The 24,545-nt window shown below is 46.0% G+C and carries 21 protein-coding genes; 11 read left to right on the forward strand and 10 right to left on the reverse strand.

Features of this window, described 5'->3' with window-relative positions; genetic code table 11:
- Positions 1-84: 84 nt before the first annotated feature.
- Positions 85-588 carry a DUF1043 family protein gene (locus Q1B11_RS13850; RefSeq protein ID WP_299733687.1) on the forward strand — a complete coding sequence of 168 codons (504 nt, stop codon included), beginning with the start codon at positions 85-87 and terminating at the stop codon, positions 586-588.
- Between the two features lie 153 nt (positions 589-741).
- Positions 742-3,543 carry a hypothetical protein gene (locus tag Q1B11_RS13855; protein ID WP_299733689.1) on the forward strand — a complete coding sequence of 934 codons (2,802 nt, stop codon included), beginning with the start codon at positions 742-744 and terminating at the stop codon, positions 3,541-3,543.
- A gap of 51 nt (positions 3,544-3,594) precedes the next feature.
- Here the strand turns inward: Q1B11_RS13855 and trxB are convergent, their stop codons facing one another.
- Complete coding sequence (gene trxB / locus Q1B11_RS13860; protein ID WP_299733691.1) at positions 3,595-4,551, reverse strand: thioredoxin-disulfide reductase; 957 nt, start codon at positions 4,549-4,551, stop codon at positions 3,595-3,597.
- Between the two features lie 151 nt (positions 4,552-4,702).
- On the opposite strand from trxB, the gene cysZ reads away from it, so the two are divergent.
- The 4 genes from cysZ (at position 4,703) to Q1B11_RS13880 (ending at position 6,581) form a co-directional block, all read left to right on the forward strand.
- Entirely contained in the window at positions 4,703-5,449 is a 747-nt protein-coding gene (cysZ, locus tag Q1B11_RS13865) for a sulfate transporter CysZ (protein ID WP_299733693.1), read from the forward strand.
- A 28-nt stretch (positions 5,450-5,477) separates the two neighbouring features.
- The gene (locus tag Q1B11_RS13870) at positions 5,478-5,819 is read left to right on the forward strand and encodes a histidine triad nucleotide-binding protein (protein ID WP_299733695.1); all 342 of its coding nucleotides are present in this window, start codon (positions 5,478-5,480) and stop codon (positions 5,817-5,819) included.
- An 88-nt stretch (positions 5,820-5,907) separates the two neighbouring features.
- Positions 5,908-6,372 (forward strand): type III secretion system chaperone, encoded by a 465-nt coding sequence (locus Q1B11_RS13875; protein WP_299733697.1) that lies wholly within the window; start codon positions 5,908-5,910, stop codon positions 6,370-6,372.
- Positions 6,369-6,581 carry a hypothetical protein gene (locus Q1B11_RS13880; RefSeq protein ID WP_299733699.1) on the forward strand — a complete coding sequence of 71 codons (213 nt, stop codon included), beginning with the start codon at positions 6,369-6,371 and terminating at the stop codon, positions 6,579-6,581. The genes Q1B11_RS13875 and Q1B11_RS13880 overlap by 4 nt, the downstream gene beginning before the upstream one ends.
- Before the next feature lie 56 nt (positions 6,582-6,637).
- On the opposite strand, the gene ushA is transcribed toward Q1B11_RS13880, so the two are convergent.
- The gene (gene ushA, locus Q1B11_RS13885) at positions 6,638-8,305 is read right to left on the reverse strand and encodes a bifunctional UDP-sugar hydrolase/5'-nucleotidase UshA (RefSeq protein ID WP_366139471.1); all 1,668 of its coding nucleotides are present in this window, start codon (positions 8,303-8,305) and stop codon (positions 6,638-6,640) included.
- Between the two features lie 466 nt (positions 8,306-8,771).
- Here ushA and Q1B11_RS13890 point away from each other — a divergent pair, with 466 nt between their 5' ends.
- Positions 8,772-9,653, forward strand: a complete 882-nt coding sequence (locus Q1B11_RS13890; RefSeq protein WP_299733701.1) for an A24 family peptidase — start codon at positions 8,772-8,774, stop codon at positions 9,651-9,653.
- Positions 9,650-10,261 (forward strand): dephospho-CoA kinase, encoded by a 612-nt coding sequence (gene coaE / locus Q1B11_RS13895; protein ID WP_299733703.1) that lies wholly within the window; start codon positions 9,650-9,652, stop codon positions 10,259-10,261. Before Q1B11_RS13890 ends, coaE begins: the two co-directional genes overlap by 4 nt.
- An 18-nt stretch (positions 10,262-10,279) precedes the next feature.
- Here the strand turns inward: coaE and Q1B11_RS13900 are convergent, their stop codons facing one another.
- From Q1B11_RS13900 to Q1B11_RS13935, 8 genes are all read right to left on the reverse strand, one after another.
- A complete protein-coding gene (locus Q1B11_RS13900; protein ID WP_299733705.1) occupies positions 10,280-11,902 on the reverse strand; it encodes an NAD+ synthase in 1,623 nt (540 codons plus the stop codon).
- A 165-nt stretch (positions 11,903-12,067) separates the two neighbouring features.
- On the reverse strand, positions 12,068-14,155 hold the full coding sequence (locus Q1B11_RS13905) for an EAL domain-containing protein (RefSeq protein WP_299733707.1): 2,088 nt from the start codon (positions 14,153-14,155) through the stop codon (positions 12,068-12,070).
- A gap of 117 nt (positions 14,156-14,272) precedes the next feature.
- Entirely contained in the window at positions 14,273-14,680 is a 408-nt protein-coding gene (locus Q1B11_RS13910; protein WP_299733709.1) for a type IV pilin protein, read from the reverse strand.
- Positions 14,680-19,488 carry a PilC/PilY family type IV pilus protein gene (locus tag Q1B11_RS13915; protein ID WP_299733711.1) on the reverse strand — a complete coding sequence of 1,603 codons (4,809 nt, stop codon included), beginning with the start codon at positions 19,486-19,488 and terminating at the stop codon, positions 14,680-14,682. The genes Q1B11_RS13910 and Q1B11_RS13915 overlap by 1 nt, the downstream gene beginning before the upstream one ends.
- Before the next feature lie 31 nt (positions 19,489-19,519).
- The gene (locus Q1B11_RS13920; RefSeq protein ID WP_299733713.1) at positions 19,520-20,080 is read right to left on the reverse strand and encodes a PilX N-terminal domain-containing pilus assembly protein; all 561 of its coding nucleotides are present in this window, start codon (positions 20,078-20,080) and stop codon (positions 19,520-19,522) included.
- Complete coding sequence (locus tag Q1B11_RS13925) at positions 20,077-21,147, reverse strand: PilW family protein (RefSeq protein WP_299733715.1); 1,071 nt, start codon at positions 21,145-21,147, stop codon at positions 20,077-20,079. Before Q1B11_RS13925 ends, Q1B11_RS13920 begins: the two co-directional genes overlap by 4 nt.
- Positions 21,144-21,656, reverse strand: a complete 513-nt coding sequence (pilV, locus tag Q1B11_RS13930) for a type IV pilus modification protein PilV (protein ID WP_299733717.1) — start codon at positions 21,654-21,656, stop codon at positions 21,144-21,146. The genes Q1B11_RS13925 and pilV (Q1B11_RS13930) overlap by 4 nt, the downstream gene beginning before the upstream one ends.
- The gene (locus tag Q1B11_RS13935) at positions 21,647-22,183 is read right to left on the reverse strand and encodes a GspH/FimT family pseudopilin (RefSeq protein ID WP_299733719.1); all 537 of its coding nucleotides are present in this window, start codon (positions 22,181-22,183) and stop codon (positions 21,647-21,649) included. Before Q1B11_RS13935 ends, pilV (Q1B11_RS13930) begins: the two co-directional genes overlap by 10 nt.
- Before the next feature lie 351 nt (positions 22,184-22,534).
- Between Q1B11_RS13935 and Q1B11_RS13940 the strand changes: the two genes are divergently transcribed.
- From Q1B11_RS13940 to Q1B11_RS13950, 3 genes are read left to right on the forward strand one after another with little or no spacing between them, the layout of a single operon-like run.
- The gene (locus Q1B11_RS13940) at positions 22,535-23,017 is read left to right on the forward strand and encodes a GspH/FimT family pseudopilin (protein WP_299733721.1); all 483 of its coding nucleotides are present in this window, start codon (positions 22,535-22,537) and stop codon (positions 23,015-23,017) included.
- On the forward strand, positions 23,005-23,445 hold the full coding sequence (gene pilV, locus Q1B11_RS13945; protein WP_299733723.1) for a type IV pilus modification protein PilV: 441 nt from the start codon (positions 23,005-23,007) through the stop codon (positions 23,443-23,445). Before Q1B11_RS13940 ends, pilV (Q1B11_RS13945) begins: the two co-directional genes overlap by 13 nt.
- A gap of 14 nt (positions 23,446-23,459) precedes the next feature.
- On the forward strand, positions 23,460-24,545 hold the full coding sequence (locus Q1B11_RS13950) for a PilW family protein (protein ID WP_299733725.1): 1,086 nt from the start codon (positions 23,460-23,462) through the stop codon (positions 24,543-24,545).

A 24,545-nucleotide genomic window follows, 5' to 3' on the forward strand; every position in this document is an offset into this window, starting at 1 on the left:
GCTCTACGCTAACCGATACAATAGTGAAAAACATGGCGTTTGATTAATGACAAGGGCGCGTGCCCCACTGAGTGAGGCGACACTGTGGACATCGTGGAAAACGTGAACAACATGAACGTACTTTGGTTTATCGGCAGCCTGGCATTTCTGGCAGGCATTCTCTGTGGTGCGTTTGTGTACCATATACTCTCCGGATCCAAAACCCGCAACGGCAAGCTCGAAACCCAGTTGGATGAGTTGCAACAGGAGTTCAAAGAGTATCAACAACAAGTGGGTGATCACTTCACGACCTCTGCCCATCTGGTCAACAAAATGACCGATACATACCGGGATGTTCATGAACATCTGGCTACCGGTGCAGAAAGCCTGTGCAAAGATGAGGATGTGAAAAATCGCCTCAATGATTCACTGCTGGGGTCCAACGCTTTGATTTCTGGCAAGGTTCACAAGCGCCGCACTGAGCGTACGCCACCACTGGAGCAACCAAAAGATTACGCGCCTAAAAACAACCCGGGAGAGCAAGGCGCATTGTCCGAAGACTATGGCATCAAGACAGAGTCAGAAATAGAGGTTGATTTGGAAAAATAGAGATCACCTGCATTCAACCCAACTTACCATGGCTATGTAGGTTGGGCAGTCTGGCTAACAACGTGGTTAGTATCACCAACAAACTATGAACTTCTTGTCATTCTGATCATCAAACCAGCAACACAGAATGAAAATGAATACACGGAGTTTTTAATGTCACCCATTCAAGACAAGAGCCCGATTCCCCCTACTGATTCAAAAAAGCAATCTGAACTAACAGAAAAATACTGGAACAATCATAGAATTATCAACGTTCGAGGGGTTCAGATCTTTAGTAAAAAGAGTTGTGTTGAGCTAAATGAGGGCCTCACGTTTCCAAAAGACACCTTGTTAGATAAGCGCACAACACGATATATCTCACTTAAACGAACTTCCCCCTTTACACATCAAGACTCCAGCCCGGCTAAAGAACCGTTATTGACCATAAACGAGCAAGACAATCCTTTCCGCTCTTTATTCCCTAATTATGCAGCCTCGGATCTGAAGAAATTGTTGAATGAGGTCTATCTTCCCAAGCCTCGCGCAAAAGGAGAGAATAATCACTACTTCTTTGAAGCAAGCAAAATTAAAGACTATCTCTGCGGCAAGTCACTAAATGAGGCTGCCAATAAAGCATATGACAAAGAAGGCGCACTTCAAGACCAGCATACTCACAACTGTCAATTTGAAGACGGCAACTCCTCCGAAATAGCCAAAGCCCTGGAACATATTGCAGCGAAGCACCGATGCCAGATAGCAGCCCAATTAGATCAACACTATCACTTCAAAAAACCAAGTGCGCTGAGCTTTCATGTTGACTCTAATTCTGCAATGGAACGGCTTTTGCCAAAAAGTTATCCTTTCGAAGAAGTAAGTAACGGAAGTGGAAAACACTTCCAGGTTCATAGTGATTTCTTAATTACCTGGATAAAACAGTGCAATAAAACCATGCTAAAAGATAGCCATATGGTGATTGCCCTGGGAGTTAAGGGGCTTGGAAACACCGTAGCATCTGATGATCCGTGCTCTTCGAGTAGAGCATTCTCAGAATCTTTTCATTCATTGGATATGATCTACTACCTTGCCAACCTGAATAGACGCGTCCCGTCTTCACTGATCATCGGAAAGATAGCTAACCAGAATGGAGCCGGTTATGTGATCAACCAGGATACTACTTATCGTTTTCAGGTAACCCAAGCTGACAATACGTTTCATTTAGAATGTATTGACGACGAGGATTCGCAGAGAGTCCTGTTTAACTGGTCACACAAGTTCCGCAAAATACCACCTAGTATTTTTTCTGCGAATGACCTTGATAATATCAATCATGAAGACAGAGCTTTTTGGCAGCTGCAGGAACTCGAAAAATCAGCTCTACGGTTTAGCATAAATCACGGCTATCTGACCTCGGGCCATCAAAAAACCGACGAAACAGGCCAAGGAGAGAGCAGCTCCTCCCCAGCCAAGCTCGTCCGACAGATCCTGATAGGCAGGATTTCCGTCGTACCGACTGACGACCAAATGCTTGCATTCAAGGAAAAAAAATCGACAGCGTATTCTCTTGGCCAAAAAGAAGGCAGCATCAATACCAATCCCCCTATGTCCCTCAGCAATATTACGATTAATAACACCAGATTGTCAGTGTCAGATAAGCTTTATCAGAAATACCGTTTTAGTCGGATAACATTCAAAGATTGCATACTGCCGTTAGAAGCTTTAAAAGCAGGTAATCCGGATGGCAACCAAATGATCGACTGCCGGTTTTCTTTTAATTCAGACATTCAACAAGATCTGGAGCAAGCAACCATTTTATTCGATACACTTAAAAAGGCTCCCGATCAACTGGCTCATATTTCGGGCGGTTTAAAGTTTATTGATACTTCTGCTGACGAAAGTAATGTTTCGAAAGAGCAATATAACCTCAACCTCATTAGAAGATTACAGAAAAGCGGTAAATTCACCCAAAGCAGTGTGGATGAGAACATCAGCCAATTGACGGAATTTCTTGATGAAACCGGCCTTATTAAAGGTGAAAATACAAATTCGCGAACGCTTTCGTTTATTGTAATATTGAATGATATAGAACCTTCAACAGACAGCTCAAAAAGAAGCCCTATCATTGAGACTGCAACAATTCATTTCAATACAGGTTGTAATAATAAATCACCCATGCTTTATAAAGCAATCGAAGATCAACTAGACAGTCTTACGTTCTGCTATTTATCTGAAAAAAAACTGAGCATGTATCTGGAATACTATAGCTATAGAACCGACCTAGCAATTGAAGATATTTATAAAAAAGCCATTAACCTGATAAAGAAAAGTATTGAAAATAATCAATGCCTGCTATTAAAACACCTATACAACCAATTCAAAAAAACCAACCCTAAAGACAATCCTAATATTAAAAAATTAATATTAACTTGCATAAAAGATCGAGAATTGAAAGATAATGCTTTTGATTGTGTAAAAATTTCGGAGCTGTGCCTATCCGCTGATATCGATTTCAATGGTAAAAGTACAGTCAGGTACATTTTGGAAGAACTGCATAAAAAGCTTTTAGAGGATACCTCCGTTAATAACTATAGAGATGTTCTCTGGTGCCTCTACAGTTGCCTGAAAAATGCGACAGCGGCAGAGGCCTCGCTTTTATGTGAAGAAACCAGAAATGACGTAAAGTTTTTACTGAAGCAAATCATAACCAACATAGATATTGAGGCGTATGATAGCTATTATTTCATCATATGGCTCATTGGCATTGCCGCTTATTCCGGTGCATATCAGAATAATGAGGAGGGAGTTCTCATTCCCATATTGCAACGGGTAGACAAAACAGAGAAACTCTATTTACTTGAAAAGATAGAAGAACAGCTGGTTAATTACTTCAGATCCTTTAAAAAATCATCCGATCCAAAGAAAGCAAGCAAGATCTTGATTGACAAGTGCCGCCAGAAAATAGGTTCAACAACTATTTAATAAACGCGCAGGGCAGCCTATGCCCTGCTTTTTCTGTTTTCTCTCTCGATATCAACCTTGAACCAAAGCATCAAGATACTTCTCAGCATCCAAAGCTGCCATACAGCCCGTGCCTGCAGACGTGATCGCCTGACGATAAACATGATCCATCACATCCCCCGCCGCATACACTCCTTCTTTTGACGTCAACGTCGCGTTACCCTCCAGACCGCTATGGACTTTGATGTAACCATCTTTCATATCCAGCTGACCTTCAAAGATACCGGTGTTCGGTGTATGACCAATGGCAATAAAACAGCCCATAGCGCTGATCTCTTCGGTTTCACCGTTCAGAACGTTTTTTACCCGAACGCCGGTGACCCCCATATCGTCGCCCAATACTTCATCCAGAACAGAATCCAGCACCAAACGGATATTGCCGTTGGCTTCACGTTCTCTCATTTTGTCCTGAAGGATTTTTTCCGCACGAAATTCCTGACGGCGGTGAATGACTGTGACGGTTTTCGCGATATTGGAAAGATAAAGCGCTTCCTCAACGGCAGTATTACCACCGCCCACCACCACTACATCCTGATTCTTATAGAAGAACCCATCACAGGTGGCGCAGGCAGAAACCCCTTTACCCTTGAATGCTTCTTCACTTTCCAGCCCCAGGTACTGTGCGCTGGCACCGGTAGCAATGATCAAGGCATCGCAGGTGTAAGTATTAGAGCCTTTGAGAGTGTAAGGTTTTTTACTGAAATCCACTTCTTCAATATGATCAAAAACAATTTCAGTACCAAAACGCTTGGCGTGGGCTTCCATATCCACCATGAGACCCGGCCCTTGAAGACCTTCCGGGCCGCCAGGCCAGTTATCCACATCGGTAGTCGTCGTCAACTGACCACCCTGTTGCATCCCTGTGATCATCACCGGATTCAGGTTTGCTCTTGCTGCATAGACTGCTGCGGTGTACCCCGCTGGGCCAGAACCCAGGATCAGCAGGCGGGAGTGTCTGGTTGTGCTCATTATTGGACTCCATCATTTGGGCAACGAGAAATGGCCATATAATAGCGAGAGGCTTTCTCTTATGGCAATTGCCAATCGTTATTGTTTGATTGACTGAGGCTATTTAAGCAGGAGAAAACCCAGTCTCTGGTGTAAGATCGTTCAGATCTGAATGAGTTCCGATAGAAACATGACCAATAAAAATACGCTTTCCGGCCCTGGCTATTTTGCCCAAGGGCTTTCAATGATTTTTTTACCACAGCTGCGATGGTTTGTTCTGATCCCCTTAGTGATCAATATTCTCGTCTTCGGCGGCATTGTGTATGGCGCTTCCAGCTACTTCTCTGGATGGATGCAACAACTCACCGGCTGGATGCCCGACTGGCTGGCTTTTCTCGAGTATCTGTTATGGCCGCTGTTTTTTCTGGCTCTGGCGGCTGTGATGTTTTTTACCTTTACTATTATTGGCAACCTGATCGCTGCACCATTCAATGCATTACTGGCTGAAAAAGTACAACGAATGGAGGGGGCTGATCTGCCAGATCTCAAATTGTCTGACTGGTTAATCATTGTTCCCAGAAGTATTGGCCGGGAACTGAGAAAGCTCCTTTATTTTCTGCCGAGAGCCTTTATTCTACTGCTGCTGTCTTTTATTCCCATTCTGGGCATGGTGCTATGGTTTTTATTCAATGGCTGGATGATGGCCATTCAGTACTGCGATTATGCGGCGGATAACCGCGGGGTGCCTTTCAGCACGATGATGTCTGAATTAAAATCGAGGATAACCAAATGCTGGCCCTTTGGCGCCATGGTTAATCTCGCTATGCTGATACCACTTTTGAACCTGCTGATCATTCCTGCAGCCGTGGTAGGCGCCACCCTTTACTGGGAAAGGGAAGTAGTCAACGAGCACGTTTAATAGTAAAACGACAAAGGATGCTAACTTAATGAGTTGTCTTTTCTGTAAGATTGTTGCCGGTGATATCCCGGCCAATAAAGTGTTTGAAGATGGTGATGTACTGGCCTTCAGGGATATTAACCCTGCGTCGCCCACACATATCCTAGTCATCCCCAAGAAACACATCGCCACCATGAATGATACAACGGTGGAAGATCAGGCGGTGCTCGGCAAAATGATGCTGATTGCAAAAGATCTGGCGGCTGAAGAAGGCATTGCTGATGATGGCTTCCGACTGTCCATAAGTACCAATGCTCAAGGTGGTCAATCGGTTTATCACATTCACCTGCACTTAATGGGCGGACGCCAAATGCAGTGGCCGCCGGGCTGATCCCGAACCTTACCTATACCCAACCCACGTTAAAATTCCGAGCCTTTTGCCGATTACCCACTAGAATCAATGGCAATAGGCATTATCAATGACAACACATCAGGCTCATTTCGAACACCTTGTTGGCTATTTGGGTGACATAGCCGGTACGAAATTCCCAATTATCAATAATAGCTGTACGCTAGTTGACTCAAATACTAACGATGAAAAAATCGTACTAGAGCTTCCCGAAGGCAGTGACCTCCTTATGCTGCACAGGTTAATCTCTACAATGCCCACCGATGCCTCCACAAAAAAAGCAAAAGCCCTCCAGCTGCTGACTTTAAATAGTCAACCTGACAAACTTCAGGGCGCCTGGTTTTGCATCGACCCGGACTCCGATGGTATTCACCTTATGCTGGGGCAACCTATTGAAAACCTGAACAATCAACAGTTTGAAAACTTAGTGTTTAATTATGTTGAACTGGCAGATCAGTTAATGGATGAAGTGAATAATGATAGGCCTGATACAGGCGGATTAGATAGCTCGGCATTCCAGGGGATTCAAGTATGAAGATAGGTTCGTCACCTGGTCCAGCGATAGATCCAAGTCAGCAATCGGCTAAGGACAAACCATCGGTATCGTCTGAAAAATTTCAAGCTCTGGTGAAAAATATGAAGCCCGGCGATAACAGTTTAAGAACGCCACTTAAAGGTCCCGTTTTATCTCCAATGAATCACACTCCTCAAAACAGGGCTAACCTGGCTCCTGCGCAAAAATAAACCTCGCGCTATAAAACTGAGGGGGAATACCCCTCAGCAAAACAAAGATTACTTATTTACAGCCGAGTTACACCTTTTGGCGTGTACTTCTCAACCATCAGTGGCGAGTGTTGTTCAATGTACTCTCTCAGTACATCTGCATCCGTAAACCCTGTATCTACATAGCTATCCATCTTGCTTACATTCGGGTAGTTATCACCGCCACCGGCAGAGAAGCTCAGGATTGCCATCTTGTAAGTCTTGGTCAGGTTCAGAGGCTCACCGCCAATACGTACGTTTTTCACACCCTTTTTAGTGATGTCCATTTCCACACCAGAGAAGTGAGCAAAAGCACCGCTATCGGCTGGCTTTAAAGCCACAACGTTCAGGTAGTCCATCACTTGCTGACCAGTGAGATCCACTGTGGTCAAGGTATTGCCGAAAGGCAGAACAGTCAGTACATCTTTATAAGTGATTTCACCCGGCTCTATGCTGGCACGAATACCACCACCATTATTCACCGCAAAGTCAGCACCGGTTTTCGCCATAAACGCCTGAGTCAGCAAAGTGCCCAGGTTGGTTGGTTGGAAGCGAACTTCCGCACGCTCACCCATCAACCGCTGATCAACATTACCCACTTTGGCGGCCACCAGCTTCTGGCCTTTTTCCTGATACGGGCGAAGCATTTCCAGCATTTTGTCATCGGCCGCGATCTTTTCATCACCTTTGCCGTGGTTTACTGGAATCAGTTCATAATCCTTCAGTGTGAGCTCACCATTGCTGTACTCAAAATCTGCACGCCCAACATACTTGCCCCACTCATGAGCCTGCACAATGTAGGCACCGTTTTGCAGGTCTGGCTCAAACAGTGGATCCTGAGAGTGGCCGCCAACAATAAGGTCAATACCATCAACACTGCGAGCCAGAGTCACGTCACCGGGTGCGTTCACGCCATAGGCAGCGTTGGCGTAGTGCCCCATGTGGGTCGTAGCAATAATAACATCTGCTTTTTCTTCCAGCTCAGGTACCAGTTCCCGGGCGACATTCACCGGTTTTCTAAACTTCAAACCAACGGTGTTCTCAGGGTTAGTTGCCTTCGGCGTGTCATCCGTGGTCAAACCCATAACGGCAATACGCAAGCCATCTTTTTCAAACATTGTGTAGGGTTTGAACAGTGTTTTTCCAGTTGATTCATCAATGATGTTGGCGGAAAGGAATGGGAACTCAGCCAGAGATTCCTGCATTTTCAGGATTTCTCTAGGGTTATCGAATTCATGGTTACCTACCGCCATGGCATCATACCCCAGCATATTCATGCCTTTGAAATCAGGAATCGCATCCTGCAGATCTGACTCAGGCACACCCGTGTTTATATCACCGCCGGACAGTAGCAGCACATGGCCACCTTCTTCTTCCACTTCTTCACGAATGTCTTCGATTAATGTCATCCGTGCGGCCATGCCGTAACGCTCTTTACGGTCATGCCAGAAACGACCATGGTGGTCATTGGTGTGTAGCACAGTCAACTGATAGGTCTTATCAGGATCAGGACCTGTCTGACCAGGCATTAAAGAGCAGGCACTGACCATGCTCGCAAGCGCTGCAACGGCCAAGTGTGATGGCTTAAACTGTTTTAACATCATTGTTGAAGTGTCCGTGCGGAGTGATTTGTGTTCATCGTAAACCAGTGTCGTGTGTTTTGTCCCGACAGCTATGATTTGTGCAACCTTAGGCTCTGTTAACATAAGGTTCCAAACTCAGTGGTTCGTAAAGCCGCATTCCACGAGGCGAATGAGTGAAGATGTAGTGAACTACATCAAGCTCGTTCAACGAAGCTGGAAGGCGGCTTTACGAACCACCCGGGGGGCTCAAGCCAGAATGCTTCTGCCCTTGTTGCAAGAACTTGAAAGACGTCAGTATTCCTGCGCTCTTGCGCCTCGTCAGAAACATTCTGGCTTGAGCTGAGAAAGGAACCTTATGTCAACAGAGCCTAACAGCACCAATCGCATTCCTTTTTGATGCAAGTCAACTATCTCCCATGAATACTTTTCACTCAACCAGCAATTTATTTACAAGCCAACTTGAGCACGTATTCAAACTCTACAAAGTGACCGGTTTAAACAACGGTTTGCATACTATATGATTCGTCAATTGATCTAATAAACTGGCAAAAGTGGACTGACAGACCAATGCCATCAGGGAACCATTTACATGCTTTTGCTTATTGAACTTCTTGAGACATCAACGCCTTACTTTGTTTTTTTCCTGATTGTCTCCGGATTGATTGTTGGTAGCTTTTTGAACGTGGTGATTCATCGATTGCCCGTCATGATGGAGCGCCAGTGGCAGCAACAAAGTGAAGAAATCCTGCACCCTGAACGGGAGCACGAGCCAATGCCAACGTATAATCTGGTTACCCCCGCTTCTACCTGCCCTTCTTGTCAGCACAAGATTCGCGCCTGGGAAAACATTCCCGTATTAAGCTACCTCTTTCTTCGGGGAAAATGTGCTTCCTGTAAAACCGGCATATCGTTTCGTTATCCGGCCATTGAGATCATCAGCGCCATCATGACGGTCGCTATTGGCCTGACCTGGGGCGTAACCCTGCAGACAGTGGCTTTCTGCCTGCTTGGCTGGTCGTTACTGGTTCTGACCATGATCGATTACGACACTCAATTACTGCCGGATGACATCACACTGCCATTGGTATGGGCTGGCTTGGTCGTGAATAGCTACGGCTTAGTGGTCGGTCTTGATGAAGCGCTTTGGGGTGCGGTTGCCGGTTACCTCTCTCTCTGGAGTGTGTACTGGCTATTCAAGCTGGTCACCGGTAAAGAAGGGATGGGTTATGGCGACTTTAAACTTCTCGCGGCATTAGGCGCCTGGCTAGGGTGGACAAAACTGCCTCTGATTATTCTTCTCTCATCTCTTGTCGGAACCATTGCTGCTGTTCTGCTAATCGTAACTAAACGACAGGAACGCTCTAACCCGATTCCTTTCGGCCCATATCTGGCAATTGCTGGTTTTATAGCGCTTATTTGGGGCGACCAGTTGATTCAAGCCTACCTTAGTTTTTCGGGGCTTAGCTCATGAGCAAACAAGAACAAAATACTAAAATGACCATTGGCGTCACTGGTGGTATTGGCAGTGGCAAAACGGCAGTGACCGACTTCTTTGCCAGCAAAAGTGTCACTATTGTTGACGCCGATCTGGCAGCACGGGTGGTCGTTGAGCCGGGCAAACCAGCACTGGAAGCAATCGCCAAACGTTTTGGCTCCGGTATTATCCTGAATGGGAATTTGGATCGTGGCCAGCTCCGTACCATTATTTTCGATAGCGTAGATGAACGACTGTGGCTTGAAGCTTTGCTGCATCCTCTGATTCGTGATCAGATACGTCTTGAGTTGCAACAAGCCAAATCCCCCTATGCCATCCTGGTTTCACCCTTAATGCTGGAAACCGATCAGCATGAGTTAGTGAATCGAATTCTTGTGGTGGATTTACCAGAAGCGACACAAATAGAGCGAGCGATGAATCGCGATCACATGGATGAAGATCAAACAAGAAAAATCATCGCAAGCCAGATGCCCAGAGAAAAGCGTCTTGAATGGGCTGACGATGTCGTGGAGAACAGCGGAACGCTTGAACAGCTTCACCAGTCCCTGGAAAAGCTGCATGAAACTTACCTAAGTCTTGTATAAAGGCTTAGGTGGTAGTATTTACACCCCCGGTTTCCATGCATTGGTAATCGGGTATCGTCGGTCCCGGCCAAAGCCTCTTGGAGTTATGCGGGTTCCAATAGCAGACTGTCGACGTTTGTATTCGTTAATGTCCACCAGCCTCAGCACTCGATAAACCTCATCTCGATCAAAACCTTCTTTGATGATGGTTTCTGCACTGCAATCCTGCTCAATGTAAAGTTCCAGAATACGATCCAGAGCATCGTAAGGCGGCAGACTGTCTTCGTCCACCTGATCTGGAGCCAGTTCTGCAGAGGGCGGGCGATCAATGACTCGCTGGGGGATAACATAGCCTCGGGTATTCCGGTATTCAGATAACTTAAACACCAAAGTTTTAGGCACATCTTTCAATACATCAAAACCGCCGGCCATATCGCCATACAGAGTTGCATAGCCAACGGCCATTTCACTCTTATTTCCTGTGGTTAGAACCAGATAACCTTTTTTGTTGGAAATGGCCATCAACATCACACCGCGGCAACGGGACTGAAGGTTTTCTTCTGTGGTATCCCTTGGGTAGCCCGCAAACTCTGAATCCAATGTACTCATAAAGGCATCAAACATGGGTTCAATGGGCAAAACCTTGTAGTTCACCCCAAGAATATTCGCTTCTTCTGCTGCATCTTCAAGACTCATATCCGAGGTATAGCGGTAAGGCATCATCACCGCTTCTACCCGGTCTTTGCCCAGAGCATCGGTGGCAATAGCTAACGTCAGCGCTGAATCAATACCGCCAGATAAACCAAGCACGATACCCTTGAAGCCGTTTTTATTCACATAGTCTCGAACGCCGGTTACCAGAGCATCGTAAACCTGTGAGCACAGTTCAGGAATCGCTTCAATGTCGCCTTCGTCAAAGGCATTAGCCTCTTTATCAAAGCTCACACAGTGCAAACCTTCTTCAAAATAAGGTGCACTAAAAGCAAGCTCCCCACTGCTATTCATGACAAATGAGCCGCCATCAAACACCAGTTCATCCTGTCCGCCCACCATATTGGCATACAGCACAGGCAGGCCAAACTCGGTACAACGTTCGCGAATCGTCTGATGGCGCAGTGACTGCTTATTCATATGGAAGGGCGATGCATTTAAACTGATGATCAGATCAGCACCCGCTTCCTTCGCTCGCCGAACTGGCCCTTGATACCAGAGGTCTTCACAGATCAGCAACGCCACATTTACGCCTTTACAGGAATAAATAACGGTTTCCTGAGCTTTAACAAAATAACGTTTCTCATCAAATACTTGATAATTGGGAAGGTGCTGTTTGCCATACCGAACCAGTATTTCACCATCTCGTATTACCAGCGCCTGATTTTCCAGACCATTAGCCCCCATTAAAGGCGCACCAATAATCAGATCAACACCTTTAACGGCTTTAAGACGGTTCAGGGCATGTTCAATTCGTAGAATAAGACTGGGGCGAAGCAGAAGGTCTTCTGGTGGATAGCCACAGAGTGTTAACTCCGGGAAAACGATGACATCGGCGGCCAGCTGGTCCCGAGCCTGCTCGGCAGCATCAATAACCCTGGAGGTGTTTCCATCAATGTCACCAACCACCAGATTGAGCTGGGCCATGACCATATTGAGTTTTACTGACATGGAAATACTTGCCTATCCCCTTTGTTATGAAACTGCAAAACAGAGCAAGTCACTCAGACTTCGGCAAATCGCAGTATGAAAATAATGCGGTATTGTCTTGCAACCGAGGGCATCTGTAAATTGAAATGACTGGGAGGATAATAATGGAAACGATTTTGACGACTTTTAGCCGTCAAAGTTGAAGTTCATTCTCTCTGATGGTGGTTGCAGAAAATTACCCCCTATATAATTCGCACCAAACTGCCATACAGGAGACATATCTTCTGCAGACTCAATACCCGGTACGATGACTTGTTTTCCGGTTTGGGTAAGATCAGTAATTAGCTTCCGCAACTCATCAAGCCTGGCTCTTTCATCAAGATCACGGGTAAAAGAGGTGTCCAGCATGACCAAATCAACATCAAGGTTCTCAATAGCAGCCAATGGGTTAACGCTACAGCCAAAATCCCTGACCACCGTTTGGCACCCCATCGTTTTCAGTTCTTTGAAAAACTCACCAATTCGGTCAGTATAACGAGCAATATTCGTTTCACTCAACTCTACTGCGAGTGCAGAAGTTGGTATACCTGCAGCCTTCAGAGCGACGTTCATCCACGGAAGAAATTTTTCATCTGTAACAGCATAACCACCCAGTTGAACCAACAAACGAGTATCATTGCCTTCTTTTCTTTTTGCCTTCAAAGCCTTACTGGCTTCTATCAGTTGCCATTGGTCAACTTTATTCCAAAGACTGATTTTCTCCAGTTTTGGCCGAAAGACAGATCCCTTATGCTCGCGTCCCTGACCATCAATAATATTAAGCGATACTTCATAGTACTCTAACGAGGATCCCGATAGCGGAATCAACGGCTGGTATGTCAATTTCAGTTTTTTGTTTTTCAGCGCTTGACTGACCAGACCCGCCAGATGTTTTTCTACAGAGTGGACTGGCTTAACATCTCTTCTTTTCTGATAAAAACAAAGCTGATTGCCACCTTGCTTATAGGCCATCACCGCAGCCTGACGGCTTTGGGACAGCATAGTTTTAGCATCATCACTGGTTTCACCGAAAATAACGGCACCAAGTGATAGCTTCACTTGCAACAATTTTCCTTCGACCTCCACATCTTTAGTGGTGACTGTCGCAAGCAGGTCGGTTACTTTTCGGCGTATTTTTTCTTCTTCCCCCTCCCTCAAAAGCGCTACAAAACTACCGCCACCCAAGTTTGTGAAGGGACGAGTATCACCAAGAAATGCGCCAATTTCCTTTGCGACAACGGCAACTAGCCTCTGACAGACACCTCGACCATGTTCAGCATTGATTTCCTTGAGCGTATCAATATAGATACAACACAGCGTATCCTTTCCCTTTCCTGATACGGCTTTTTGAACTGCCACATCAACAAGCTGTTGGAATTGATCAAAATGTTTGCTATCAAACACCGTCTCTTCACTGCGATGGAACACCTGAGCAGGAATATCTTTGATGCCTTCTTCCTCAGAGTCTGCATGAATCTGCAAACTCAGAGCAAACTGCTCATGGTAAGACGTAGCCGAAATCACCGTTCTAGTTGATATCTCAGTGCCGTCTTTACCTGATAAACTGCACTGAACGGCTGCAAAAGCCTGACCACTGTCTTCAACATTAAATAAAAATTCTTCGACATCCTTTTGGTCTTTTTCACTGATAAATTCTTTGAACGCCCTACCATCCAGCCGCTCATTTTTTGATAGACCCAGCAATGTTGAAAATGCGGCATTGGCGTATTGGATTTTACCGTGACTGATATAAATAACTGGATCGACCTGATCATCCAGAAGAATCCGCCTCTGCTTCTCTGACTCATACAAAGCAACACTCATACGGCGATGATGCCGCCGTGCCTTCAGCGCATCAAACTCTCTGGCAGTGATGGTCGTCAGATAATCCCCATCATCCATAGGTATGACGGCTCTGGCTCCCATCTTAACGAAAGAAAGTGGATCTGTGTCATCATCAGCAGTGAGCATAACAATGACTGGAAGGTCGATGTTTTGCTGGCTCAAGAAGTCGCAAACCTGAGAAGTGCCCATGGACTCAGGCTTATTGATGGTTATCAGTAAATCCCAGGGAGGGAGTACAGAAATCTTCGAACTTAGCTCTTTAGGGTCATTGACCAGATCTGCTCGAGTGGCATACCCCGACTCTCTTAATGCATTCAAGCAAGCATCAGCTTCTTCCTGCGCAGCACCAACCATGAGGACACGTAATGTCTCTGTACTTCCGGATTCCATAAAATGAGCAACCTTATCGACCTTAGGGACTATCTCAGATGGATATCGGCGGATTCTGGTTGGGTTGAATATTGAATCTTTGCTTTTGCGAGGTAAGTTTTGTGATTAGATAAGATGCTATTTCCAACAGTCATTTGGAGACTGAATACCCAAATGATCCAGCGTGATCACGGTGCACCCTGTATCACTGGCCTGCACCTTTGTGTCAATCGCTGTGGCCGTTATCCGATAGGATGTTGAGCTGGACTCAACGGAAATCGCATAAAACCCTTCAGGTGAAGAGCCACCACCCAGATTGACAACCGCATCAGTAAAACGGAAGTTAACAGAATACCAACGCTCCTGAGCTGCTGCTGCGTTGGTCAGAGCAACCCATGCGTCACTTCGACGGGTCTCGAACATATACTGACTGTAGGATGGGTAAACAATGGATGAAAGAATACCGATAATCACCAGGACAATCATAAGCTCACCCAGCGTATACCCTTTCTGGGATCGATTACTTCCTGATTGAGACGGCTTCATTATTCTACCCAGGGCAGTTTGAATATCTGCCACCAGCTCTGACGCCCCTCAGAACTGAACGTATAATCCAAACCTGTGGAACTGATACTGCCCCCTGCTCCTTGCGTGATGGCTGACAATTTTCCGGCTTCCCCTCTGTGCACAACGGGTGAAGAGGCATAACCAATACCAAGCCCAATGCTTTTCAGGCTTCCTTCCAACTCCAGACTTTCAATGGGCACATAACCCAACACCGCAGAAGGAGATGCCGTGCCAGTCTGATAATGCACGGCAAACAGCGAGCTAATGCCATCGATAGAACAACTATTGTCAGAAGGCTGATATTCTGTAAACAGAATTTGCGTGAATTGCCGGGTCACTCTGTTCACACTACGACCTGAAGGTGAAACGCCATCAACGCTCAACGGCAACTTCCAGCCTCCACGGGCAACCACCTCATTTTTGAGGTCATCAAAGCTTTCAACGGTTTGCGAATCAATAATAAAAGGATCGTAGCTAAGATTGGATTTCAGAAGCACATCGCCATTACCAAACACGGCAACATTACCAACATTCACAAGGTTGCTCTGGCTCACCGAACCATAGGTTAGATCTTTGGAATCATTTAAAGGCTCACGAAGTCCGTAAAAATAGTTGGCTGATGCATCGCGATTATCGTTGTAGGTTTGCAATCGCCCAGTTCCAGAATAGACCCAATAACTGTCACTATCGGTTACGGTTAAAGGTTGTGCTGTAATGGGCTGACCCGCATCCAATAACACATTCAAGGTCGAATTTTCGATATCTGTGGCGAGCTTCAACCGCATCAACTTACCATCAAGCTGACTACCTCCGGTTTCTACCGTGCCAAAATAAACGACGTCATCTTGAAAGTCTCTATTCCAATCTTCAGTAATGATATCCCCGGCATAAGAGGCCGGAGATGATGTAAGAAGAGGGTCAAAACCAGAAACAAACGATTTATTGCTCAAATCATAGATAAAAAGATGCAAGTTTTGATCGGCAGTTCCATGATCCAGCGCCGATCGAAGCTCTGCCTGAGTTCTGCCAGAAGGTCCGGAGCCCATCACCAGATACCAGTCATTCTGAACAGGCTGGCTCCAATCAGCCTCACCACTGGCATCAACGCCAGCTACCCGCCGCTTTATCAACGCCGGTCTGGCCGTGGTGAAGCCCATATCGGGATGGGTGATCTCTGCCAGTAACTCCGGTGGTTGCTCCGGATTAGTAACATCCAGCACCACCCAGGCGGAGCGCATGGTTCTATTCTCATCATTAACGGTGATATCAATGCTACCGCCCCCAAATCGCATCCCCACCACCAGAACGGTGCCCCAACCTCCCGGATGATCAGCATCTTCTGCAAAAATATTGGCATCAAAAACAAGAGGTTCAGAATCCATGTAGTAGACATGGGGATAATCTTCTTCTGGTAACCAGCGAAGGTGTGGCAACAAATTCATTGGCGCATAGCTCCAGATCTCAGAGCCCAGAGGATGACTGACTTCATTATTTTCTGTTGTCAGCACATAACTAAATTCGCTCTCATCCCAGAATCCGCTATTAAACGCATGGATCAAACCATCATTGGCGCCCACATAAAGCACATGACGTCGGTTCAGATAATGATTACGAAATGCTTTATAGCTGCTGTCCTTAAACCAGGCATCGTATCGGCTGTCCGGTGCGGCAACAACACGGGGCGTTGAGTGAACAATGTCGCCCAGTCGCCAGACTTCATCCAAACCATCGCCATCGTAGTCAATCGTCCTTGACCGGGTATTGTCGGATTCCTGCCCTCTAATGTAATTCACTAAAGGAGTCACTTCCGAAGAAGAAACCCCTAAAAAGCCAGCATTTCCAGTAAACGACGAAGGAACAAATGGTCGCTGCTCACCATCATCCACTTGCGAATTATTATTGGTATCCAACCAAGTGAACATATGTCGTCCACCGGAAGCAGGCAGGTGGTAGTTTCGCTGATCCGTTACATTTGACAGCTGAGACAACTGATCCCGGGCATCCCAGATCGTCTTCAAAGAAGACAGTGGTTGTAGAGAACCATCAACTATACGGGTAACGCCGGAGTTTGTGGTGCTGTATCTCTGTACCATTGTCTGGCTGGAGTTGGGGTCAAAATATAACTCAATTATTTTGTCTTCAGAGTAATCATCCAACCTTGCATTACGGTTACCGTCTTCCCGTATGTGGCCTTTGTTATCAATAAACAACGAATGGAGAATGCCGCCCCAGGTAATCGATTTACCATTTACTTCCAGATTTGGTTGAAACAGTGCCTGATAGATAGCACCAGTCCCCGTTGAACTATTAGCAAAAAGAGCAGCGTTGGTAGCAGACGACACTCGACTTGAAATATCTTCAAGCACCTGACCAAGCTGGCTGGCCAATAACGTTGGATTCCTGGAGAAGAAATAATTATCGGGCACGCCATCTGAGCCACGAGCCCCAGTCAGGTTATTGCGAGTATCCCATTCACGATTATTATCTGTATCTGGTAAACCATCGCCATTGCCATCGTGCCCCGGCGTCTTGTCACCATCCAGATCAACAAACCCGCCATATTTAGCGGCAAGAAACATCGGCTTAGGCAAAGTGCTCGCCGCATCTGCAGATACGCTAAACACTCGGGTATTGCTATCGCCGTCGTAATACTGATTATTCAGGGATTTATAGACAAAACTGTTAGTCTGGAGACCATCATCCACTGAATTAGCACCGGTAACGGTGTAAGAAAAACGCATATTCAAGCCCGCATAAATGCCTTTTACCTGAACAAACATTCTCACTTGATTATCCGTTAAATTCGTACCATTTAATGGGCCTGAAGAAATTCCGTCACAGTGGGTTCCCACGCAGAATTGAATTTCAGAAGCCGCATCAAAGTCATAGTCATTACCCCAATATGAATCTTCCCAGACAAACGTCAGTCGTCCTTGAACAACGTTACCCTCACTGTCTTTGACCAGTGAATCCACCACTACATCAATTAACGTGCAGTCAGAACCCCCACCCTGAAAGTTTGATGAATAAGCACCAAAATTAGAACTAGCCTGACAAACAGGCTGAAAATTAAATGCCTTGCCATCGACATCCAGTGTGAAGTTTGGAATGGATTCCGCCAGCTCAATCGCATACGTTCGAACTGACTGCTTTCCTGCAAGGCTGGGGCGCAGATCGGAGGTATTGGCATACCAGGCTAACCCAGCCAAGTGATAACCACCTTCCAGCTGAGGTACTTCTGGGCAAATACCTATAGCCTGAGACAAACCGCTCAAATACTTACTGCGGCAGTGCCGTGTACTTCCCGTTCCGCCCACCAGATAATTACCTGCAAAGGCGCCATCAAATTCCATTTCTCCCACAGCATCAGTTGCGTCATTGACGGAAGCGGTGCCGTTCAAACCAGGAAGATCAACACTGGAAGAAAGCTGGTCTGCATCAAATGAATTCAAACCAGTAGATAACAGAATAATCGAACAGTTAGCACAGGCATTCTCACGATTCATTGGATTACTCCAACTCGCACGAGTAATACCAGGCACAAACCGGTTATCCTGACTGGTATCAAAACTGCTGGTTGGTAAGCGCTGCCCTGCAAAGTACCGTAGCGTTTCCAGATAGATTTCGGAAAGAGGATTCCCCCAGTTAGTACATCGTCGAGTCGAACTTGTCCCTCTACTGAGTTTGAAACTGCTTACAGAAATCCCATAGGTATTACAATCTGTATAGACATTTTGGGAATAGCTGTATCGGGTTATTCTGAATTGATTGATGTTATGAATAATGCCCTGAATAGACTTAAACTGCCCTGTATTCAGGTTAACTTCATCGAGATTGCTGTTCTCATTACCGGCCAGCTTTCCAATATTTTTCCTGAGAACTCCTCCGGAAATATTTTTATCATAACTGCCTGTTAATAAACCAAACCAGATGGCTCCAGACTCACCATACTGCTGAAGCAATCCAACGGGCTTACTGTTGCCGTTAGGATACGTTTTACAACGAGAAGAGGTAGCCGCATCTTTACCATCAACACAGGCTTCTATGTATACATTATGCGACGTTAAATAATTGCTGTAAGGCGGGCTATCCGTTCTGCCCCACTGACACTGCATTGCTGCCGTTGAGCTCCAACGAGGCCAAGAACCACGAGCTACGCGAAGTGTTGGTGTGCCATTTTCATACTCAGCCACATTACAAAGACTCACTGACGACTCATTGTAAGGCGTGTAATTCAAAGTACTGACTCCTGAGCGACTGCTGTCATATACCTTGCCAAATGCATGAACATCTCTCGGCAGATAAGCTCTCTCCAGAACGGTCAATGTGGTTGTATCAGTGGAACGCTTGCCACCAAACAACACTTTTCTCAGAATATCCATACGAGACATGCTGGCCCAATTTAGAAAATTCCCACTCCAGGGCGCAGTTGAAGTCGTGCAGAAATGTCCATTTTCACCGGTTGCCATAGCAATGGGTTGAAACCGGTTGGAAGTAAATTGATAACACCAGCTGCTATCGAAATAACCAAGATAATCAAAGCCGTCTTCATAGCTGGTATCAAGTTCACCGTCTGCATCCAAATCGGTGTAATCGCTGTAGGCTTTTTTAAATAACTCATGATCCACAGACATCGCCAGCATCACCAGCGGTGCAGAGGTATTACTCAGCAAAGGGGGTTTGGCAGCATAATGGCTTGATTCCGGCGCAGCATTCACCTGCAATGCCATCAGCAAGATCAATCCGGCAACCAATCCGTAAATATGTTGTGAGGCTAATCTATCCATGATCACAACCCCTTAGGTTTAACCTGTTTTTCTAACTGCTCTTTTTATACGACGATTGAAGCATTACCCGTGAGGCACTACTGCCACCAGTTGCCAACGCAGTAATGCGATAGTACATCGCCCAGTCTCCAAGATCTGAAGGGTCAGGCAACGGCCCTTCTGACTCTTTAGCAATGTAACAGCGAAACTCGATAATATATTTGGCGCTGGCAGAAATACCACTAACCGTCACAATCGTTTCCCGGTGATTGCTGCTATTACTCCAAATGGCATCCCCTTCCCAAGGCTCAGAGTTTCCTGGAACACAGCCACCAACGTCATTTATTTCAACACCCGAAAAACAAAAACCATTTTCACAAGCCTGATTAAATCCGGTTAACGATAAAGAGCTTTCAGCAATATATTTTTCGGCCTCTTTCAAAGCCGCTTCAGCAGCAAAGAACGCCATTTGCTGATCCTGATAATTACCACTCATTTTTTCTTCAAGAGTGGCCATCTTCACTGCCGTCAAACCCGTCACGGTAATCACTAAAAGCATGATCAAACTCACTAACAATACGCTGCCTTTTACCGGTGTCTCCATGCTTTTCATTTCAGCCCCCGGTTACGCAACTTGATGGTTCGCATAAAACTCCGACGCACATAGTTGTCACTGGGCAACACTGATTGTCCGGCAAAAAAATAGGCCTGCGGTGATGGTGCAACCTCAGTAAAACTCCTTACCAGAATTTCCAGCTTCACACTGATCACGTTTAGCCAATCCGAGCTGTAAGGCGTTATTTCTGCGGCAGAGAGGTATTGATCAGCAACACCGTTGTTATCACTATCCAGACCATAACGAATCAATAGGCCTTCCACACCTTCAACCAATGCCTCAGCATTAATGCTGTTACCACTCTCATACTCACCCGCCTTTTTTCGGTACAGTGTTGGTATCCCGTTACTATTTCTTAAATAAAAGGCATAGGTTTCTAAAGGCAGCAGAACAGATCCCTCATGACTGGTATTGCTGGATTCGATTAAAGTATCCTCACAGGTGAAGTCACCATACATTTGGCTGACGCAGTTATTCAAGTTACCGCTGTTTGATGCGGGGTGTGTTATAGCGCTGCCACCGGTAGAACCACCCGCTCGAAATATTGAAATCTGGCCACAATCCGGAGAGATAAGAGCCAACAAATCACCTTCATCGTATGAATGAGAACTATTCAGTGACAATCTCACATTACTTGTATCATGCCCATTGACGACCTGAGCAGAGTCACTATCCAGACGATGAATAATGATGGCTTCAGAAATAGCGTTACTGTCCAACTGTTGTGTAACTGAAGTGCCGGCCGAGAGGCCGAGAACTCCCTTATCAAAATGCGCCATCCACTGTCTGTTATCAGCACTAGAACTCAACATATTCGCCAAACTGGCTTGAGACGGGCAGCCTGTATAAGCCGCCGTACTGATAGCCTGACCGACCAGATCAAGGGTCAGCCGGGCGCTTTCCTGAATACGTGATAACTCATCTTGAAGAGCCCATGATCGACTGGAACCCAGAATCAGGTGGCCCACACCCGAGAACAGAATAAGCCCAAGCAATAAAGCAATCATGAGTTCAACTAAGGAAAAACCCTGCGCTTGAACAGACTTAACTTTCATGAATTTCATAATATCCCCCTTAACACAATATCGCTCAGGGGAACCCGGTTACCCATATTAGGAAAACTCAGTTGGATGGTATAAATCCTGTGGCTACCACTGTCGCTATAACTAATAGCTCCCTTTGTGCCGGGGATCTGGCATATCAGTTGAAATTTCCACTGCTTAACATCGTATAAAGCCAGCTGTTCAGGACTACAACTTGAAGACTCACAACTCACAGGGTAATTGCTGGCGACACACTGGTTATACGTTAACCCATCTAGCTCAACTCGATAGTCATCACTGCTTTTCGCAACGTCAGCATTCGCCTGAATACGATCCAGCATATCGGTTGCAAGGAACGTTGCCTGAGACTGAATATAGGAGGATTGATTAAATTGCATGCTGCTGCTGTGAACAGCAACCATACCCAGTACGCCTATCGCAATAATCAATAAGCTGATCAGTACTTCAATCAGTCCGACTCCCCTCTGATAAAGAGAAAATTGTCGTGTACACTGCCTTCCTAACTGCATGATCCTTGATTCTCCGTGCGTAATCGTCCAGTCATACTGATAACGATGGCCTTTGCATCAAGCCCGTCATTTTCCCGGTCACAGACCTGAAAAGTACCCGCCTGTGTCGTCTGTCCTCGACTATTGAATCGAAGGTTGTATCCCCGATTCCATGTTATGGAGATCAAGTTCGATACATCCGACACACGACGAATCAACTGATCCCTCCCGTTGAACACGCCATCATCACTCTCATCGGTAAAAATGAGCCATCCGTGGTGCCAACCGCCATTGGTTTCATCACAGGTCGCATTATCCAATGTGCTGCAAAGTGAAACCGTTCTCTGTCGTTTAATCGCTTCCGATCTGGCCAGCATCAAACTCCCATAGACTTCATCGGTGGTAGTGGCAATTCGGGTTTTAACGATAAAGAGCTTCATAGAAGGAACCGCAACAGAAACAAGAATTGCGGCCATAGCCAAAGCGATAAGCAGCTCGACGAGGGAGACACCACGTTGTCGACAGATATAGGCACGCCGTCTATACATGGCGGGTCTTAAAAAGCTAAGAATCTTTAGGAGACGTCCCCATAAAGTGCTCAAACCTGTACCGTACTTCATAACCGAATCCCTGGTTGATCACTACCTGTAACTATAAGTAGCTACTAATAAAGTGTTTGTGGCGCAAGTCTAGAAGCTTGATTCATTCGACCGACGGTCAAGTGATTTTCCCTGAAAATGTGACAGCTACACATACCTCACTGAAAAACATGACATTCATCACAAAAATGCAACTCATCTAAAACAACTGCCGTTTATCTTCTGTTAATGGATGACTCCGACCACGTGTGATCTATTTCACAAAAATTAAAGACTTATTTACTAATCCATAAGATAACAATGACAAAACACGACCAAAAAGGTTTCACCCTTTTGGAGCTGATGGTCACCATCGCCATACTGGGAATCCTTTCTGCTATTGCCTACCCAAGTTTTGAATCAAGCATTCAAGACAGCCGGCTGTCATCACAAACCAACAGAATTCTAGCGGCACTGCAATTTGCCCGCAGCCAGGCTTCGGCTAATAGCAGTGCCATTACTGTTTGCAGCTCCGCAAACGGTATCGATTGTGACGTTAATGGCAACTGGAGTGACGGCTTCATTGTTATAGAAGGAATAAACATTCTTCAGGTGTTCGATGCTCTTGAAGGTGACAACACGCTTCAGGGTCGCACCCAAATCAATTTCACCAATCAGGGCACACTGGACTCATCTATACAACTCAGCCTTTGCGACACCAGAGGCACTGCCTCTGCTCGCGGCATTTGGTTGAACGGCGCGGGTCAGGCCAGAACAGGGGGGGCACCAATATGCGCACCATAAAATCCAGCGGCTTCACCATGATTGAGGTGCTGGTTGCCCTGCTTATTTTAAGTATCAGCCTTCTTGGCATGGCAGGCTTGCAACTGCTCAGTTTGCAAACGTCTGGCAGCTCTCTCTCAAGAAGCCAGGCCACCATACTTGCTTACGATCTGGCCGAAAGAATGCGACGAAACCCAGAACAAATGAACTTTTATGTCACTAACCTGAATCAGGCTCAAGCCTCGCCCAATTGCCTTGCCACCGGCTGCGGTACAGAGGAGCTGGCAAGAGAAGATATTATTGAATGGCAAAATGAACTGCAAAATATCAGTGGTCAGGCAATGATCCAGCAAGACATTAATGAAATAACACTGCAGTTGTCGTGGAGTGAGAGTCAGTACGGTGCTGGTCAAATGAACCAGTCTTATGACATGACTTTTGAATTGTGATCATGAGTAAATTTATGCCAGAACATCACCAATCCGGCATCAGTCTGATCGAGCTGATGATCGCCCTTGTGCTCAGCTCTCTACTGATGCTGGGTGTTATGCGCATGTTTTTGGACAACACCCGCTCCAGCGCATCCGATAGCGCCCTGGTGCAAATACAAGACAGTGCTCGTATTGCAATGGAGATGATCAAACGTGATGTCCGCATGGCTGGCTACCGTGGCAGCGATACCTCTGCCAATACTGAGGTAACCACAGGTTCTCTGATCAACTTTGATAACCAGTCAGTCATTGGTGTTGAAGGCACCGGCGACCCCACAGATAACAACGCTCTTATCCGGCTTGAATCCAGTGATACGCTGGCCATTCTAAGAGCAGAAGAAATGTTTTTCTCCGATAACATTCTTGACCAGAATTCCTCACTTGGCCCGGTTCGTGTGACAGCTGCCGACCAGACAGGCCTGATTACTCTTAACAAAAAGCTTTGCTACTCGTCCGATGATGTACTCATGATTTCAGATGGTAGGCAGTTAGCCGTTTTCAAACCCAGCACCAATGCCCATGAATGTAAGGCTGATCCAACAGAAACCTTTACCAGCGAGTTCCTGATCGCTATTGGCCAGGGCAATTCGCCTATCTCATTAAAGGATTATGTTATCCCTCCGGAATGTGCAGCGGATGAACAGCGCTGCCCCGAGCTTTACAACATCGGTTCTACCACAGGCCTTATATACGACATAAGGCAAACAGGAAGGGTCGGCAGTGACGGTCAACCTATCTTTGCCCTGTTTCGTGATGATGAAGAGATGGTTGAAGGCGTAGAAAATCTTCAGGTTCTCTATGGCATTCAGGATGGCAGTAAAATTCGTTACACCACGGGTTGCGACCAGAACACCTTTGATAACGGTAATTGCAACCCGGGAATGACGACACATATCCGCATCAGTTTGGTCATCGCAGCCAGCAATAATGTCATTGAAGGCAATCAGCAACAGCGCTTCGATATTCTCAACCTGAACAATAATAAGACACTGGTCAGCAATGACCGTCGGTTGAGAAGAGTGTTTACAACAACGATTCAACTTAGAAATCAGGGGTAA

This window comes from uncultured Endozoicomonas sp. (assembly GCF_947495845.1).
Lineage (GTDB): Bacteria > Pseudomonadota > Gammaproteobacteria > Pseudomonadales > Endozoicomonadaceae > Endozoicomonas.